This window comes from Bradyrhizobium prioriisuperbiae (assembly GCF_032397745.1).
GTDB lineage: Bacteria > Pseudomonadota > Alphaproteobacteria > Rhizobiales > Xanthobacteraceae > Bradyrhizobium_A > Bradyrhizobium_A prioriisuperbiae.
Genome location: NZ_CP135921.1, coordinates 5,537,238 through 5,553,172 on the forward strand (window position 1 = coordinate 5,537,238; position 15,935 = coordinate 5,553,172).

Annotated in this window: 12 protein-coding genes and 1 riboswitch; of the genes, 6 read left to right on the top strand and 6 right to left on the bottom strand. The window is 64.2% G+C overall.

The window, feature by feature from the left end:
* Positions 1-16: 16 nt before the first annotated feature.
* Positions 17-1,105 (top strand): recombinase RecA, encoded by a 1,089-nt coding sequence (gene recA / locus RS897_RS26135; RefSeq protein WP_315831608.1) that lies wholly within the window; start codon positions 17-19, stop codon positions 1,103-1,105.
* A gap of 392 nt (positions 1,106-1,497) precedes the next feature.
* On the opposite strand, the gene gcvP is transcribed toward recA, so the two are convergent.
* From gcvP to gcvT, 3 genes are read right to left on the bottom strand one after another with little or no spacing between them, the layout of a single operon-like run.
* A complete protein-coding gene (gene gcvP / locus RS897_RS26140) occupies positions 1,498-4,368 on the bottom strand; it encodes an aminomethyl-transferring glycine dehydrogenase (RefSeq protein ID WP_315831609.1) in 2,871 nt (956 codons plus the stop codon).
* Positions 4,369-4,388: 20 nt separating this feature from the next.
* A complete protein-coding gene (gene gcvH / locus RS897_RS26145) occupies positions 4,389-4,754 on the bottom strand; it encodes a glycine cleavage system protein GcvH (protein ID WP_315831610.1) in 366 nt (121 codons plus the stop codon).
* A gap of 18 nt (positions 4,755-4,772) precedes the next feature.
* Positions 4,773-5,921 (bottom strand): glycine cleavage system aminomethyltransferase GcvT, encoded by a 1,149-nt coding sequence (gene gcvT, locus RS897_RS26150; RefSeq protein ID WP_315831611.1) that lies wholly within the window; start codon positions 5,919-5,921, stop codon positions 4,773-4,775.
* A 146-nt stretch (positions 5,922-6,067) separates the two neighbouring features.
* Positions 6,068-6,157, bottom strand: a riboswitch (glycine riboswitch).
* Between the two features lie 324 nt (positions 6,158-6,481).
* Between gcvT and alaS the strand changes: the two genes are divergently transcribed.
* Entirely contained in the window at positions 6,482-9,157 is a 2,676-nt protein-coding gene (alaS, locus tag RS897_RS26155) for an alanine--tRNA ligase (protein ID WP_315831612.1), read from the top strand.
* A 1-nt stretch (position 9,158) separates the two neighbouring features.
* Entirely contained in the window at positions 9,159-9,938 is a 780-nt protein-coding gene (locus tag RS897_RS26160) for a GNAT family N-acetyltransferase (protein WP_315831613.1), read from the top strand.
* 6 nt (positions 9,939-9,944) lie between these two features.
* On the opposite strand, the gene RS897_RS26165 is transcribed toward RS897_RS26160, so the two are convergent.
* Positions 9,945-10,826, bottom strand: a complete 882-nt coding sequence (locus RS897_RS26165; protein ID WP_315831614.1) for a hypothetical protein — start codon at positions 10,824-10,826, stop codon at positions 9,945-9,947.
* Positions 10,827-10,999: 173 nt separating this feature from the next.
* On the opposite strand from RS897_RS26165, the gene RS897_RS26170 reads away from it, so the two are divergent.
* Positions 11,000-11,185 carry a hypothetical protein gene (locus RS897_RS26170; RefSeq protein WP_315831615.1) on the top strand — a complete coding sequence of 62 codons (186 nt, stop codon included), beginning with the start codon at positions 11,000-11,002 and terminating at the stop codon, positions 11,183-11,185.
* A 235-nt stretch (positions 11,186-11,420) separates the two neighbouring features.
* Positions 11,421-13,157 carry a YbaL family putative K(+) efflux transporter gene (gene ybaL / locus RS897_RS26175; protein WP_315831616.1) on the top strand — a complete coding sequence of 579 codons (1,737 nt, stop codon included), beginning with the start codon at positions 11,421-11,423 and terminating at the stop codon, positions 13,155-13,157.
* Between the two features lie 24 nt (positions 13,158-13,181).
* On the opposite strand, the gene RS897_RS26180 is transcribed toward ybaL, so the two are convergent.
* Together RS897_RS26180 and RS897_RS26185 are read right to left on the bottom strand one after the other, a co-directional pair.
* Positions 13,182-13,691: a DUF3455 domain-containing protein gene (locus RS897_RS26180; protein ID WP_315831617.1), complete on the bottom strand. Its 510-nt coding sequence runs from the start codon at positions 13,689-13,691 to the stop codon at positions 13,182-13,184.
* 166 nt (positions 13,692-13,857) lie between these two features.
* Positions 13,858-15,075 (bottom strand): NADP-dependent isocitrate dehydrogenase, encoded by a 1,218-nt coding sequence (locus RS897_RS26185; protein ID WP_315831618.1) that lies wholly within the window; start codon positions 15,073-15,075, stop codon positions 13,858-13,860.
* Positions 15,076-15,307: 232 nt separating this feature from the next.
* On the opposite strand from RS897_RS26185, the gene RS897_RS26190 reads away from it, so the two are divergent.
* The gene (locus RS897_RS26190; RefSeq protein WP_315831619.1) at positions 15,308-15,928 is read left to right on the top strand and encodes a LysE family translocator; all 621 of its coding nucleotides are present in this window, start codon (positions 15,308-15,310) and stop codon (positions 15,926-15,928) included.
* Positions 15,929-15,935 lie beyond the last annotated feature (7 nt).

Consider the following 15,935-nt stretch of genomic DNA (forward strand, 5'->3'; position numbering starts at 1 on the left):
ATAAGGAGCGCGACCAATGTCCCAAGCTGCTTTGCGTATCGTTGAAGGAAGTTCCATGGACAAATCAAAGGCTTTGAGCGCCGCCCTGTCCCAGATCGAACGCCAGTTCGGCAAGGGCTCGGTGATGAAGCTCGGCAAGAACGACAAGTCGATGGAAATCGAGACGATTTCGTCGGGCTCGTTGGGGCTGGACATCGCGCTCGGGGTCGGCGGCCTGCCCAAGGGACGCGTGGTCGAGATCTATGGACCGGAATCCTCGGGCAAGACCACGCTCGCTTTGCATTGCGTCGCCGAGGCCCAGAAGAAGGGCGGCATCTGCGCTTTCATCGATGCCGAGCACGCCCTCGATCCGGTTTATGCCCGCAAGCTCGGGGTCAATGTCGATGAACTGCTGATTTCCCAGCCCGATCATGGCGAACAGGCGCTGGAAATCGCCGACACGCTGGTGCGTTCGGGCGCGATCGATGTACTGATCGTGGACTCGGTCGCAGCCCTGGTGCCGCGCGCCGAACTCGAGGGCGAAATGGGCGATGCGCTGCCCGGCCTGCAGGCGCGCTTGATGAGCCAGGCGCTGCGCAAGTTGACCGCCTCGATCAACAAATCCAACACCATGGTGATCTTCATCAACCAGATCCGCATGAAGATCGGTGTGATGTACGGTTCGCCCGAAACCACCACCGGCGGCAATGCGCTGAAGTTCTATGCTTCGGTGCGCCTCGACATTCGCCGCATCGGCGCGATCAAGGAGCGCGAGGAAGTGGTCGGCAACCAGACCCGCGTCAAGGTGGTGAAGAACAAGCTGGCGCCGCCGTTCAAGCAGGTCGAATTCGACATCATGTACGGCGAGGGCGTGTCGAAGATGGGCGAGATCCTCGATCTCGGCGTCAAGGCCGGCATCGTCGAGAAATCCGGCGCCTGGTTCTCCTATGACAGCCAGCGTCTGGGACAGGGCCGCGAGAACTCTAAGGCGTTCCTGAAAGCCAATCCGGACATGTCGGCGAAGATAGAAGCCGCGATCCGCCAGAGCTCCGGCCTGATCGCCGAGCAGATTCTCGCCGGTACTCCCGAGAGCGATGCCGACGGTGAGGAGCCGGCGGAAGACTAAATCTTCCGGGCGTTCCCAAGACCATTGTTCAGCGCGTTGTCCATGCCCTGAAGCCGCTTCGTGGGGCAACCACGAAGGTGGAATCCGGTTGGCAGGAGATGGGCCACGCTCGGTTGAACCGGGCGTGATGGCTGGGACTTGGGGCTTCCGGACTCTGGAGCTCGAGTTCGCTGTGACTTGAATTCGCTTTGAGTTGAATTCGCTGTGACTTGAGTTTCACCACACGGGCGTTGAGGACATTGAGTTGCCGATGTCGTCAGCGCCCGCTGTGTTTTTGCCGCTCGCGTCCTGACGCTCGCTTTGATGGTCCGTGCGTGGGCGAGCGCCGCGGGAGTGAGCCAACGGGGCGCGCGCTGGCGCGGACCCGTCGGTTCATTCTCGCGTTTTACCGTTCACTCCGCCGCTTGGGCATAGTCCGCCACCGGCGGGCACGAGCACACCAGATTGCGATCGCCATAGACATTGTCGACCCGGCCGACCGGCGCCCAGTATTTATCGGTGCGCGAGGAGCCGGCCGGGAAACAGCCTTCGGTGCGGCTATAAGAACGGTTCCAGTTGTCGTCGGCGATGTCGTGCACCGTGTGCGGCGCATGCCGCAGCGGCGAGGCTTCGATGGTGAAGCGGCCGGCTTCGACCTCGGCGATCTCGCGGCGGATCGCGATCATGGCGTCGCAGAAGCGATCCAGCTCCGCCTTTGATTCGGATTCGGTCGGTTCGATCATCAGCGTGCCCGGCACCGGGAAGCTCATGGTCGGTGCGTGGAAGCCATAGTCGATCAGCCGCTTGGCGATGTCGTCGACGGTGACGCCCGACGTGGTCTTCAGCCCGCGCGGATCGATGATGCACTCATGGGCGACACGACCGCGCGCGTTGCGATACAGCACCGGGAAATGCGAATCGAGCCGCTTGGCGATGTAGTTGGCATTGAGCACCGCGATCTCGGTCGCCCGGGTCAGGCCGTCGCCGCCCATCATCAGGATGTAGAGATACGAAATCACCAGGATCGAGGCCGAGCCATAGGGGGCTGCCGATACCGGGCCGACCGTGGCGCTGCCGCCGTCAACCGCCGGATGACCCGGCAGGAACGGGGCGAGGTGCGCCTTGACGCCGATCGGTCCCATGCCGGGGCCGCCGCCGCCGTGCGGGATGCAGAAGGTCTTGTGCAGGTTGAGGTGGCTGACGTCGGCGCCGTAGTCGCCGGGGCGGGCGAGGCCGACCTGGGCGTTCATGTTGGCACCGTCGAGATAGACTTGGCCGCCATTGGCATGGACGATGTCGCAGATCTCGCGGATGTGCTCCTCGAACACGCCATGGGTCGAGGGATAGGTGATCATGACGGCGGCGAGCTTGTCTTTGTGCAACTCGGCCTTCTTGCGCAGGTCCTCGACATCGACGTCGCCACGGGCGTCGCAGGCGACCACCACCACGTCCATGCCGACCATGCTGGCGGAGGCCGGGTTGGTGCCGTGGGCCGAGGAGGGGATCAAGCAGATGGTGCGATGGCTGTCGCCGCGCGCGGCATGATAGGCGCGGATCGCCAGCAGACCGGCATATTCGCCCTGGGCGCCGGAATTGGGCTGCAGCGAGATTGCGTCATAACCGGTGATGTCGATCAGCCAGCGCTCCAGCTGCTTGAACATCGCATGGTAGCCGGCCGCCTGCTCGCGTGGCGCGAACGGATGCAACGCACCGAATTCCGGCCATGTCACCGGAATCATCTCAGTGGTCGCGTTCAGCTTCATGGTGCATGAGCCCAGCGGGATCATGGCGCGGTCGAGCGCGAGATCGCGGTCGGCGAGCTTGCGCATGTAGCGCAGCAGCTCGGTTTCCGAGCGGTGCGCATGGAACACCGGATGGGTGAGGTAGGCGCTGCTGCGCTTGAGCTCCGCCGGCACCGCGTCGCGCGCCTCTGCCTCGATCTCGGCATAGCTGAGATTGCCGCCGAAGGTGCGCCAGACGCTCTCCACGATCGCAGGCGTGGTGGTCTCGTCCAGCGCGATGCTCACCGTGGTGTCGTCGAGCCGCAGATTGATCTTTTCGTGTGCTGCGTGCGAAATGATCGCCTGCCGCTGGCCGTTGACGGCAACCGTGACGGTGTCGAAATAATTCTCGTGCAAGGGCGTGATGCCGAGCTTCTTCAGGCCCGCGGCCAAAACCGCGGTGCGCCGATGCACGGTGCGCGCGATGTGCGCGAGGCCCTCGGGGCCGTGATAGACCGCGTACATCGAGGCGATCACCGCCAGCAGCACTTGCGCGGTGCAGATGTTCGAGGTCGCCTTCTCGCGACGGATGTGCTGCTCGCGGGTCTGCAGTGCGAGGCGATAGGCCGGCTCGCCGCGGGCATCGATCGACAGCCCGACAATGCGGCCGGGCAGCGAGCGCTTCAGCGTTTCGCGCACCGCCATGTAGGCGGCGTGCGGGCCGCCATAGCCCATGGGGACGCCGAAGCGCTGCGTCGAGCCGATGGCGATGTCGGCGCCGAGATCGCCGGGTGAAGCGAGCAGCGCCAGCGCCAGCGGGTCGGCGGCAACGACGGTAAGCGCGCCTTTCGCCCGCAACGCGGTGATTGTGGGGCGCAGGTCCCGGACCGCGCCATGGCTGCCGGGATATTGCAGCAGCGCGCCGAACACGTCAGTCTTGTCGAGGTCACGCGCGGGATCGCCAGCCACAACCGTCCATCCCAGCGGCTCGGCGCGCTGGCGCAGCACGGCGATGGTCTGCGGATGGGCGTCGTGGTCGACAAAGAAGGTGTTGCTCTTCGCCTGCGCCGCGCGGTGCGCCAGCGCCATGGCTTCCGCCGCCGCTGTGCCCTCGTCAAGCAGCGAGGCGTTGGCGACATCGAGGCCGGTGAGGTCGCAGATCATGGTCTGGTAGTTGAACAGCGCCTCGAGCCGGCCCTGGCTGATCTCGGGCTGGTAGGGCGTGTAGGCGGTGTACCAGGCCGGATTCTCCAGGATGTTGCGCTGGATCACCGCGGGCAGCAGCGTGCCGGAATAGCCCTGGCCGATCAGCGAGGTGACCATGCTGTTCTGGCCCGCGATCTCGCTCATGTGCGCCAGCGCCTCGCTCTCGCTCAGCGCTTTGCCGCAATCGAGCGGCCTCTGCTGACGGATTGAGGCCGGCAGGGTCTCGCTCATCAGCACCTGAAGGCTTTTTGCGCCCACGGTGTCCAGCATCGCCTCGATGTCGCGTGGCGACGGACCAATGTGGCGGCGTGCGAAGGTGGTGGCGGCCTCGTTCGACAGTTTGCGATGCGCGGTCATGATCGTCCTCTCGAAAAGCTTTAAGCCGTGTGCGCCTTGTAGGCGGCCTCATCCATCAGGCCGTCCAGTTCGGACTTGTCTGCGATCTTGATCTTGAAGAACCAGGCGCCTTCGCCCGGATCGGAATTGACCAGGGACGGCTCGGCGGCGAGTGCGTCATTGATCGCAACGATCTCGCCGGTGATCGGCGCATAGACGTCGGAGGCGGCCTTTACCGATTCGACCACCGCGGCAGCGTCGGCCTTCTTCAGCTGTTTGCCGACTTTCGGAAGTTCGACAAACACCACGTCACCCAGCTGGGTTTGCGCGTAGTCGGTGATGCCGACGGTGGCGACGTCGCCGTCGATCTTCAGCCATTCATGGTCTGATGTGAAAAGAGTGGTCATGACAGAACCTCAGCGTTTCTAGCGTTTATAGGTGTTGGTGATGAATGGCATCGGCGCGACCCGCATTGGCAGCCGCTGCCCGCGGACGTCGGCGAACACGGTGGTGCCTTCAGTGGCAAACGCCGCGGGCAGGTAGCCCATGGCCACCGGTGCGATCTTGCTGGGGCCGAAACCGCCGGACGAGACGTAGCCGGCCGCGGCCGGGTCGTCCTGTTCCACGAACAGCTGGGCACCTTCGCGCACCGGCGCGCGTCCGTCAGCGAGCAAGCCGACGCGACGGCGCGGCGCGCCGTGGGCGAGCTGTTTCAGAATAACATCGGCGCCGGGAAATCCGCCGGCGCGTGCCCCACCGGTGCGACGCGCTTTCTGGATCGACCATTCCAGCGCGGCCTCCACCGGCGTGGTCGCCACATCGAGTTCGTGTCCATAGAGACAAAGACCGGCTTCCAGCCGCAGGCTGTCGCGGGCGCCAAGGCCGATCGGCAAAACGTCGTTGTGATCGAGCAGGGCGGTGGCCAGGGCCTCGGCCTTGTCGGCCGGCACCGAGATCTCGAAGCCGTCCTCGCCGGTGTAGCCGGAGCGGGAGACGTAACACGCGATTCCCATCACCTGTTGCGGGCCGGCGTTCATAAAGCGCAAAGCGGCTGTGGCAGGCGACAGCGGCGCCAGCACGTCGGCCGCCTTCGGTCCCTGCAGCGCGATTAGCGCGCGGTCCGGCAGCGATTCGATCTCACACGTGTCGGAGAGATGTGCACGCAGATGCGCCTCGTCGTCGTCCTTGCAGGCGGCGTTGACCACCAGGAACAGATGGTCGCCAAAGTTCGCCACCATCAGGTCGTCGAGGACGCCACCCCGCTCGTTGGTGAACTGGGCGTAACGCTGGCGATGGAGGGCGATGCCGACAATGTCCTGCGGCACCAGGCGCTCCAGCGCGCGGGCCGCATCTTCAAGTTTGCCGGATTTCGGCCGCAGCCGAAGCTGGCCCATGTGGGAGACGTCAAACAGGCCTGCGGCAGCGCGGGTGTGCAGGTGTTCCTTGAGCACGCCGGGCGCGTACTGAACCGGCATGTCATAGCCGGCGAACGGCACCATCTTGCCGCCGCGGGCAAGGTGCAGCGCATAAAGCGGAGTTCGTTTCAGGGGGTGTTCAACGGACGACGAAGACATTAGCGGACTCCGGACGGCGATCGAGGACCATTCCTCAAAAACCCGTCGAAGCCCCATCTGTCGCTGTGCCTGAGAGTATTATCCCGTCGGCGGGCGTCTCTCCGGGCCGCTCACGCGGGGCCGGCTGCGCCTCTTTCCAGATGTCGTCCCATCACGCGGTTCGTTTGCCTGAGAGTTTCCGGGGCGGTTGCTCCTTCGGCGCCGGCACAAGGCCGATCTCTCCCGACGTGATGTACTCAAACTAAGGGCCACAAAACACCGCGCCGGGGGAGCTGTCAACGCAGCCAATCGGCCTATCAACGGTTCTTGTCCGATTTGATTAACCCGTTGGTCCGTTGCACACTTTCTGGACAGTCCGGCGCCCTCCCAGTAAAAGCAGGTCGGGACAAGGGAAACTGCGCGCGTCATAATCGCCGTGGTATTCCACGAGGGCGGTTTGGGCGAGGGCGGACCTTCAGTTTGCGCCAAAACTGGTTCTCAAATCCGCAAACATCGCGCTTTTGGCGTGGATTTCAGGTATCCGGATGCTGAAGAAGCCCGGATGATGCGATTGGACGGACATGAGCGGCGTTAACGAGATCAGATCTGCGTTCCTCAACTATTTTGCGAAAAACGGCCACGAGATCGTGCCGTCCTCGCCTTTGGTTCCGCGCAACGACCCCACCTTGATGTTCACCAATGCGGGCATGGTGCAGTTCAAGAATGTGTTCACGGGGCTTGAAAAGCGCCCCTACCAGCGCGCCACCACCTCGCAGAAATGCGTACGCGCCGGCGGCAAGCATAACGACCTCGACAATGTCGGCTATACCGCGCGCCATCACACCTTCTTCGAGATGCTCGGCAACTTCTCGTTCGGCGATTACTTCAAGGATCGCGCCATCGAGCTCGCCTGGAATCTGATCACCAAGGATTACGGGCTGGCGAAGGATCGCCTGCTGGTCACCGTCTATTCCGAGGACGACGAGGCGTTTGGGCTCTGGAAGAGGATTGCCGGCCTGCCGGAATCGAAGATCATCCGCATCCCGACCTCGGACAATTTCTGGCAGATGGGCGACACCGGTCCGTGCGGCCCGTGTTCGGAAATCTTCTACGATCACGGCGACCACATCCCCGGCGGCCCTCCCGGTTCACCGGATGAGGATGGCGATCGCTTCATCGAGATCTGGAACCTGGTGTTCATGCAGTTCGAGCAGATCACGCCAGGCAATCGCGTCCCGCTGCCGAGGCCGTCCATCGACACCGGCATGGGCCTCGAGCGCGTCGCGGCCGTGCTGCAGGGCAAGCACGACAATTACGACATCGACCTGTTTGTTGCGCTGATCCGCACGATTGCCGATCTCACCGGCGCCGATCCGCAGGGACCGATGAAGGCGTCACTGCGGGTGATTGCCGATCACCTGCGCGCGGCCTCGTTCCTGATTGCCGATGGCGTGCTGCCGTCGAACGAAGGCCGCGGCTATGTGCTGCGCCGGATCATGCGCCGCGCCATGCGCCATGGCCAGCTGCTCGGCGCACGCGAGCCGCTGATGTGGAGGCTGGTGCCGGTGCTGGTGCGCGAGATGGGCGAGGCCTATCCGGAATTGCAGCGCGCGCGTTCGCTGATCGAAGAGACGCTCCGTCTCGAAGAGACGCGCTTCCGCAAGACCCTCGATCGCGGCCTCGCGATCCTCGACGACAAGAGCGTATCGCTGAAGCAGGGCGACATGTTCGACGGCGAGACGGCTTTCACGCTTTACGACACCTACGGCTTCCCGCTCGATTTGACGCAGGATGCGCTTCGCAACCGCGGCATCTCCGTCGATATCGCCTCCTTCACCGATGCGATGGAGAAGCAGAAGGCCAAGGCGCGCGCGTCGTGGTCGGGGTCGGGGGAAGCTGCGACCGAAACCGTGTGGTTCGGTTTGCGCGAGAAGCTCGGCGCCACCGAATTTCTCGGCTATGAGACCGAGAGCGCCGAAGGCGCCGTCACCGCGCTCGTGAAGGATGGCAAGGAAGTCGATCGCCTCAAGGCCGGCGACACCGGCGCCATCGTGCTGAACCAGACGCCGTTCTATGCGGAGTCCGGCGGTCAGCTCGGCGACACCGGCGTGCTGACCGGCGACGGCGTCACCTTCCGCGTCAACGACACGCAGAAGCGCGCCGGCGACCTGTTTGTGCACCTCGGCACTGTCGAGAAGGGCGAACTAAAACAAGGCGCGGCGCTGGCGCTCGACGTCGATCACGGTCGTCGATCCGCGATCCGCGCCAACCACTCGGCGACGCATCTGCTGCACGAGGCGCTGCGTCAGGTGCTCGGCGATCACATTGCGCAGAAGGGCTCGATGGTCGCACCGGACCGCCTGCGTTTCGACTTCGTGCATCAGAAGCCGATCACGGCCGATGAACTCCGCCGCGTCGAGGACATCGCCAATAATGTCGTGCTCGAAAACGATGAAGTCACCACGCGCCTGATGGCGGTGGATGATGCGCGCGAGGCCGGTGCCCGCGCGCTGTTTGGCGAAAAATACGGCGACGAAGTGCGCGTGGTGTCGATGGGCAAACTGTCGCGCGAGAGCGGTGGCAACGCGCTGGGATGGTCGGTGGAATTGTGTGGCGGCACCCATGTGCGGCGCACTGGCGATATTGGTTTGATCTCGGTGACCGGGGAGAGTGCGGTGTCTTCGGGCGTTCGCCGTATCGAAGCGCTGACCGGTAACCAGGCGCGTCACCACGCCAACGAAACCATCGGGCTTGCCAAATCGGCGGCTGCCGAACTGCGCACCACCATCGACGACATGCCGGCGCGGATCGTCGCGCTGATGGAGGAGCGCAAGAAGCTCGAGCGCGAGCTCTCCGACGCCAAGAAGAAGATTGCCATGGGCGGCGGGGGCGCGGCCAATGGTGTAAGCCTTGGCACTGACATCCGCACCATCGGGGACATCAAATTCCTGGGACGCGCGGTGCAGGGCATCGAGATGAAGGATCTCAAGAGCCTGGCCGATGATGGCAAAAAGCAAATCGGCTCCGGCGTGGTTGCGATCATCAATGTCGGGGAAGACGGCAAGGCCGGTGTGGTGGTCGGCGTCACGCCGGATCTCACCACGCGCTACAGCGCCGTCGATCTGGTCAAGGTTGCGTCCGAGGCGCTGGGCGGCAAGGGGGGCGGTGGCCGTCCCGACATGGCGCAGGCCGGCGGTCCCGACGGCGCCAAGGCCGATGCGGCGCTGAAGGCCATCGAAGCGGCGATCGGAGCCTGATGTGGCGCTGACGGAGTTGTCTTCGTCGGCGCTGTCTTCGCTGTCCTGGCGCGCCGAACACGCCTGCCTCAATGCGTGGCCGGCGCTGTCCAACGTCTTTCATGACGGCTGGGTGGCGCGGTTCGCCGACGGGCTGACCCGACGCGCCAATTCGATCAATCCGCTGCACGGCGGCGCCGAGATGGACGGCGCCATCCTGCAGTTCTTCGAGAACCTGTTCCGCGCGCAGGATCTGCCGCTGATCATTCGGCTGCCGTCGCTGCTCGATCCGGCGATCGATCGCCAACTCGAACAGTTGGGCTATGCCGCGGAAGGCGAGAGTCGCACGATCTATGGTGGGATCGACGAACTACTGATGCAGGGCGATCCCGCCGCGCGGATCCAGAGCGAGGCGGACGAGAGCTGGCTCAAGCTGATTCATGCCATGCAGGGGCGCACCCCCGCCCAGAGCGAGATCTACGAGGATATCATCCAGTCGATCGCGCTGCCGGCGGCGTTCGCATCGCTGCGCGAGAACGGCGAGGTGGTGGCGATGGCCTATGCGGTGCTCGACGGCGACCTGTTGTGTTGCGAGTCCGTGGTGACATCGGCAAGGCAGCGCGGCAAAGGTTATGGCCGGCGGCTGATGGCAGCGTTGTTCCACTGGGCGAAGCTCAACCAGGCGACGGGAGCCTGCCTGCAGGTTGAAAGCCATAACACCGGCGGGCTCGCGCTTTATCGCAGCCTCGGCATGACGACCGAGTTGCATCGCTATCATTACCGGCGATTGCCGCGCGGCTAGCGATCCTCAAACCGGCTGCATGTGCCGGGCATGGTAGGCCAGCTCGATCGAGATCCAGCGCTGGTAGCTGTCGCGCAGATGCGGTGTCGGGGTGGGCACCGCCGCCGGATCCAGGGCAAAAAATCCCAGCCCTGCGCCCTCGGTGATGATGTTCGACACTTGCGTCTTGGACAATCCGAATCGCGCGGCGATCTGGGCCCGGCTCGGTGTCGGCATTCGCTGCATGTCTCCCAGCATGATGCTGAAGACGACCGGCGCCGCGCCTTCGCGTCCGCCGAAGAATGCGATGAACTCCGGCATGCGATCGGTCGGCGGCGTGGCCGTGGTGTGCTCCCGTCCGGCCGCGGTCAGAGTCCGCTGGATGAAGCACAGGTCGTCCTGCAACATTCGTGCGCGCTGCACCTGTGGTTGCAGCAGGTCGAGAGCGTCGGCCGCATTGCCGATCCGCTGCCGAGCAAAACCCATCATGCGTTCGGTCGGGTGATAGAATGTGAGGCGGCGATCGGTCTTGCCCCGCCGGATCGTCACGAAGCCGCTCAGCGTCAACAGCGCCAGCATGGTTTTCAGGACACGCGGGCTGATCTCCTGCCGTTGCGTGCAGAGCTGTAGCAGCCGCCCATAGGATGCACCGCCGTCCGGACCGAAGCGCTCGCGGTCGGCATCGAGATAAAGCAGATAACGCACGGTGCGAAACCGCGCCTCCTGGGCCAGCAGCTTGTTGAACAGCCGCAGGGATTCACGAAAACAAGCGAGGCCGGCGGTGTAATCATGCACGGCTTGAGGGAATGCGGGCAGGGCGCGAAGCTCCGCCGCCTCCGCAAGCAAGCTGTCCTCGCCGGCTTCGCGGTTGTCGCAGTGCGCTTCGTTCTTGCCGACAAGGCGGTGCATGCGGCAGCGAGTCCCGATCAGGTGCGATTCTGATCGCGCAGCGTAACACAGAAAGACCTATTTCTATCTGCGACTCGCCGGGAGTGGGATTCGAAGCGAGCCGGGGACGCTGACTGCCGATGTGATCTGGCGATCGTGCAGCGAGCGGATCCCTGTTTCTGGGAGGGAATCCGGTGGAATTCGCAGCCAATACCAGCCTCGGTGCCGATGAAGAGGCTCCGCTGATGCTCTGCACCGCGTGCGGCCGGATCATGCGGCTGTCGTACAGCGAATCACTGGAACCGGACGGACGACTCCGAATCTACGAGTGCCACGATTGCCGTACCACCACGACAGTGGTCGCTCTGCCGCCGAAATAGCTCTCACCGGTCGGTAGCCGGCGATCATGGTCACGATGGCGTGAAGAACGCGCGTCGTTGCGCCAACCTGTCACGTGCCTACACGTTTCAAGCGCAACGCCGCTCTTTTGAGCGCGACACATGGCGCAGTTGTCGTGACAGCGACATAACGCGATGTTTTGTCGCTATCGTTGTTCGCACCCTTGGTCGGCGCGGCTGCCAAACCCGAAAACCCCGCTCGTCTCAAGGATGCCGGATGCATCATAACACTCCGCTGATGTCGACCGTCGTGGTCGGTCTCGTGCTGGCCTTCATTCTCGGCACGGTCGCGCAGCGCTTCAGGATCTCGCCGCTGGTTGGTTATCTCCTGGCCGGCATCATGATGGGGCCGTTCACGCCGGGTTATGTCGCGGACCAGAACATCGCCAATGAACTGGCCGAGATCGGCATCATCCTGCTGATGTTCGGCGTCGGCTTGCACTTCTCCCTGAAAGACCTGCTGTCGGTGCGCGCCATCGCCATCCCCGGCGCTGTCGTGCAGATCGCGGTCGCGACCCTGCTCGGCATGGGGCTGGCGTGGAGGCTGGGCTGGTCGGTCGGCGGTGGTCTGGTGTTCGGGCTCGCGCTGTCTGTGGCCAGCACGGTGGTGTTGCTGCGCGCGCTGCAGGAGCGGCGGCTGATCGACACCGAGCGCGGCCGCATCGCGGTCGGCTGGCTCATCGTCGAGGACGTCGCGATGGTGCTGACACTGGTGCTGCTGCCGCCGCTCGCTGGAATCCTGAAAGGCGAGGCGGCCTCGGCCGCGGACCTGTCGGCGCTGATCTGGCCGCTGACGGTGACGCTCGGCAAGGTCGCGGCATTCGTGGTGTTCATGCTGGTGGTCGGCCGGCGGGTCATTCCGTGGACGCTGCATTATGTCGCCCACACCGGCTCGCGCGAGCTGTTTCGTCTTGCGGTGTTTGCGATTTCGCTCGGCGTGGCGTTCGGCGCCGCGGTGCTGTTCGACGTCTCGTTTGCGCTCGGCGCGTTTTTCGCCGGCATGATCCTCAGCGAATCCGAGCTCAGCCACCGTGCGGCGCAAGAAACGTTGCCGCTGCGCGACGCCTTCGCAGTGCTGTTCTTCGTGTCCGTCGGCATGCTGGTCGATCCGGCCATTGCGGTGCGGGAGCCACTGGAGCTTTTGGTGACGGTGTTGATCATCACCGCGGGCAAATCCGTTGCCGCGTTCCTGATCGTGCGGATGTTCGGCCATCCGAACTCGACCGCGCTGACGATTTCGGCGAGCCTGGCGCAGATCGGCGAGTTCTCGTTCATTCTCACCGGCCTCGGCGTCAGCCTGGCGCTGCTGCCGGCGGAAGGGCGGGATCTGGTGCTGGCCGGCGCGATCGTCTCGATCCTGCTGAACCCGGTGTTTTTCGCCATCCTCGATCGTGTGCTCGCTGCCCATGGCAAGCCGGTGGCGGGCAAGACTGCGACAGGCAAGACTGTGACAAGCACGACGGCCGCCGCCGCGCCCGAGGCTGCGAGCGAGCCGCTGCCCATCAGCCAGCTGCGCGATCATGTCGTGCTGGTCGGTCACGGCCGGGTCGGCAGTGTGGTCAGCGCGGCGCTGCGCCGGGACGACCGGTCGTTCCTGGTGATCGAGGACGATGCTGGTGCGGTCGAGCGGCTGCGCGGCGGCGGTGTCGAGGTGATCACCGGCAATGCGGCGGCGCCCGGCATGCTGGAGGCGGCCAATGTTACTGGTGCCCGCGCGCTGCTGGTGGCGATCCCCGACGCCTTCGAGGGCGGTCAGATCGTGGCCAAGGCGCGCGCCGTCGCGCCAGGACTTGCGATCATCGCGCGGGCGCATTCGGAGCAGGAGATCACGCATCTGCAGCGCCACGGCGCCAATGCAGTGATCATGGGCGAGCAGGAAATCGCCCGGGCGATGATCGAGCACATTGCCCTGCCGGCCGCGCCGGTTGTCACGGCCGGATCATCGGCGGCCTGAGGCCCTGTTCAGGCTCGGTTGTTCTCAGCTCTTGCGCAGGAACACATAGTCCGCCGCATACGGCACGCTCAGGAACGCGCCGGCGGTGGTGCAGGCGCCGTCGGCCTTGCCGCCCTTGGTGTTGATGCGCTGCACCAGCGCAATGCCATTGAGTGTGCCGCTGCCGCGCTGCGCCATCACCTCAAGCTTCAGCCAGGGAATGTCCTGCGCCGTTGTGCCCGGCGCATTGCCGATGGCCTTGCCGGCCACGGCGCTGCCGTCGCTGTATTCCCAGTTCGGTCCGGCATAGTGCCGCCCGACCGTCTTGCCGTCCGTGAGAAGCGTCGCGATCGGCTCGCGGAATGTCCAGCCCAGTTTGCCGGATGCATCCGCCTTGCATTCATAGACCTGCGCGCCCTCCGCATGCAGCGTCAGCGCCGCGACGTATCCGGGTGCTGCGACGGCGTCGGGCATTGGCGTATCGGCCGCGGTGGCGTTCGCGACGAAGCCGACCAGGGCGATCGATGTCAAAGCGAGTTGTTTGATGGATGTCATGAGATGCGCGCTCCAGAGAGATGACCGCCAAGGTAAAGACCTTGGGGGTGAGACGTGCGCGTGCCCGCATCGGTTCAACAGATCCGATGACTCCGGTTCGCAATCATGATGATTGCGAACCGGCCTCCGTCGTTCGTGGGAGACGCTGTGATCAGCGCCTTGCTGATCAGGCTTTCGCCAGCGCCGCGGTCAGGTTCTCGGCGACCTTGTCCAGGAAGCCGGTGGTGGAGAGCCAGCGCTGCTCGGCGCCGACCAGGAGCGCGAGGTCCTTGGTCATGAAGCCGGCTTCGACGGTGTCGACGCACACCTTCTCCAGCGTCTTGGCGAACACAGCCAGCGCTTCGTTGTTGTCGAGCTTGGCGCGATGCGACAGGCCCTGGGTCCAGGCGAAGATCGAGGCGATGGAGTTGGTCGATGTCTCCTTGCCCTTCTGGTGCTCGCGATAGTGGCGGGTCACGGTGCCGTGGGCGGCTTCGGCTTCCACGGTGTTGCCGTCGGGCGTCATCAGCACCGAGGTCATCAGGCCGAGCGAGCCGTAGCCCTGCGCCACGGTGTCGGACTGCACGTCGCCGTCATAGTTTTTGCAGGCCCAGACGTAGCCGCCCGACCACTTCAGCGCCGAGGCCACCATGTCGTCGATCAGGCGGTGTTCGTAGGTGAGGTGCTTGGCTTCGAACTGGGTCTTGAACTCGCTGTCGTAGATCTCCTGGAAGATATCTTTGAAGCGTCCGTCATAGACTTTCAGGATGGTGTTCTTGGTCGACAGATACACCGGATAGTTGCGGATCAGGCCGTAGTTCAGCGAGGCGCGCGCGAAATCCTTGATGCTGTCGTCAAGGTTGTACATGCTCATGGCGACGCCGGAGCCCGGGGTCTTGAACACCTCACGCTCGATCACGGTACCGTCTTCGCCGACAAACTTCATCGACAGCGTGCCTTTGCCCGGGAACTTGATATCGGTGGCGCGGTACTGGTCGCCATAGGCGTGCCGGCCGATGATGATCGGCTTGGTCCAGCCCGGCACCAGGCGCGGCACGTTCTTGCAGATGATCGGCTCGCGGAAGATCACGCCGCCGAGAATGTTGCGGATGGTGCCGTTCGGCGACTTCCACATGTTCTTGAGCTTGAATTCTTCGACGCGGGCTTCGTCGGGGGTGATGGTGGCACATTTCACGCCGACGCCGACCTGCTTGATGGCGTTGGCAGCCTCCACGGTGACCTTGTCATCGGTGGCGTCGCGGTGCTCCATGCCCAGGTCGAAATACATCAGGTTCACATCCAGGAACGGCAGGATCAGCTTGTCCTTGATGTATTGCCAGATGATCCGGGTCATCTCGTCGCCATCGAGTTCGACGACGGGGTTGGTCACCTTGATTTTCGCCATGGGGGATCGGGCCTTCTTCGGTAGGGCGTTGGGGGTTTACCGCCGGGCTATAGCACTGCAATCCGGCCGGCGGAAGCTGGGCGGGGGGCGACTTTCAGCCGATTTTAGAGGCTCAAAATGCTCATATGCAGGCGGCCCCTGCACATTTCGCAGCTCTCCGGAGGTGTCGGAGAAGATCCCAGATCTCATGCGAGTGTGTGGTGGTATCATGGGCTCCGGTGGAGGGCAGGGCATGACCTGGCAGCTTTGGCTGGTGTTCGTCGCGACCGAGGGCCTGCTGTGCATCACGCCGGGTCCGGCGGTCCTCCTGGTGATGTCGCAGGCGCTGACCCGCGGCGCGCCGGCCGGAGTGTCGGCGACGCTCGGCGTTCTCGCCGGCAACGCGTTTTATTTCGCGCTATCGGCCTCCAGCCTGGGCGCGCTGATTGCGGCCTCGCATGAGATGTTCCTGCTGATCAAATGGTTCGGCGCGGCCTACCTGATCTGGCTGGGTGTTGCGACGTTTCGCGGGCGCTCCTCGTCATTCTCGGTCAGTCCGGCACGGCGCACCCAACTGTCGCGTGTGTTTGCCAACGGCGTCGCATTGCAGCTTGCCAATCCAAAGGCGCTGCTGTTTTTTTTGGCGCTTCTTCCACAATTCATCGATCCGGCCGGACCGATCGTGTCGCAAATCGTCATTCTTGGCGTTACCAGCGTCGTGCTGGAGTTCCTGGCTCTGCTGGCCTACAGCACCGCCGCAAGCCGGTGCGGCGCGGCTGTCATGCGATCGCGGTTTGCCCGCTGGATCGATCGCATGGCTGGATCGTGTCTTATCGGGGCCGGACTTTTGACAGCGGCGATCCGGCGCAATTAGCCGCCGG

What these genes read in the sequence shown, in the direction of transcription:
- recA (WP_315831608.1), top strand. Translation starts at nt 17, where the DNA reads ATGTCCCAAGCTGCTTTGCGTATCGTTGAAGGAAGTTCCATGGACAAA.
- gcvP (WP_315831609.1), bottom strand. Translation starts at nt 4,368, where the DNA reads ATGACCGCGCATCGCAAACTGTCGAACGAGGCCGCCACCACCTTCGCA.
- gcvH (WP_315831610.1), bottom strand. Translation starts at nt 4,754, where the DNA reads ATGACCACTCTTTTCACATCAGACCATGAATGGCTGAAGATCGACGGC.
- gcvT (WP_315831611.1), bottom strand. Translation starts at nt 5,921, where the DNA reads ATGTCTTCGTCGTCCGTTGAACACCCCCTGAAACGAACTCCGCTTTAT.
- alaS (WP_315831612.1), top strand. Translation starts at nt 6,482, where the DNA reads ATGAGCGGCGTTAACGAGATCAGATCTGCGTTCCTCAACTATTTTGCG.
- RS897_RS26165 (WP_315831614.1), bottom strand. Translation starts at nt 10,826, where the DNA reads ATGCACCGCCTTGTCGGCAAGAACGAAGCGCACTGCGACAACCGCGAA.
- ybaL (WP_315831616.1), top strand. Translation starts at nt 11,421, where the DNA reads ATGCATCATAACACTCCGCTGATGTCGACCGTCGTGGTCGGTCTCGTG.
- RS897_RS26180 (WP_315831617.1), bottom strand. Translation starts at nt 13,691, where the DNA reads ATGACATCCATCAAACAACTCGCTTTGACATCGATCGCCCTGGTCGGC.
- RS897_RS26185 (WP_315831618.1), bottom strand. Translation starts at nt 15,075, where the DNA reads ATGGCGAAAATCAAGGTGACCAACCCCGTCGTCGAACTCGATGGCGAC.
- RS897_RS26190 (WP_315831619.1), top strand. Translation starts at nt 15,308, where the DNA reads ATGACCTGGCAGCTTTGGCTGGTGTTCGTCGCGACCGAGGGCCTGCTG.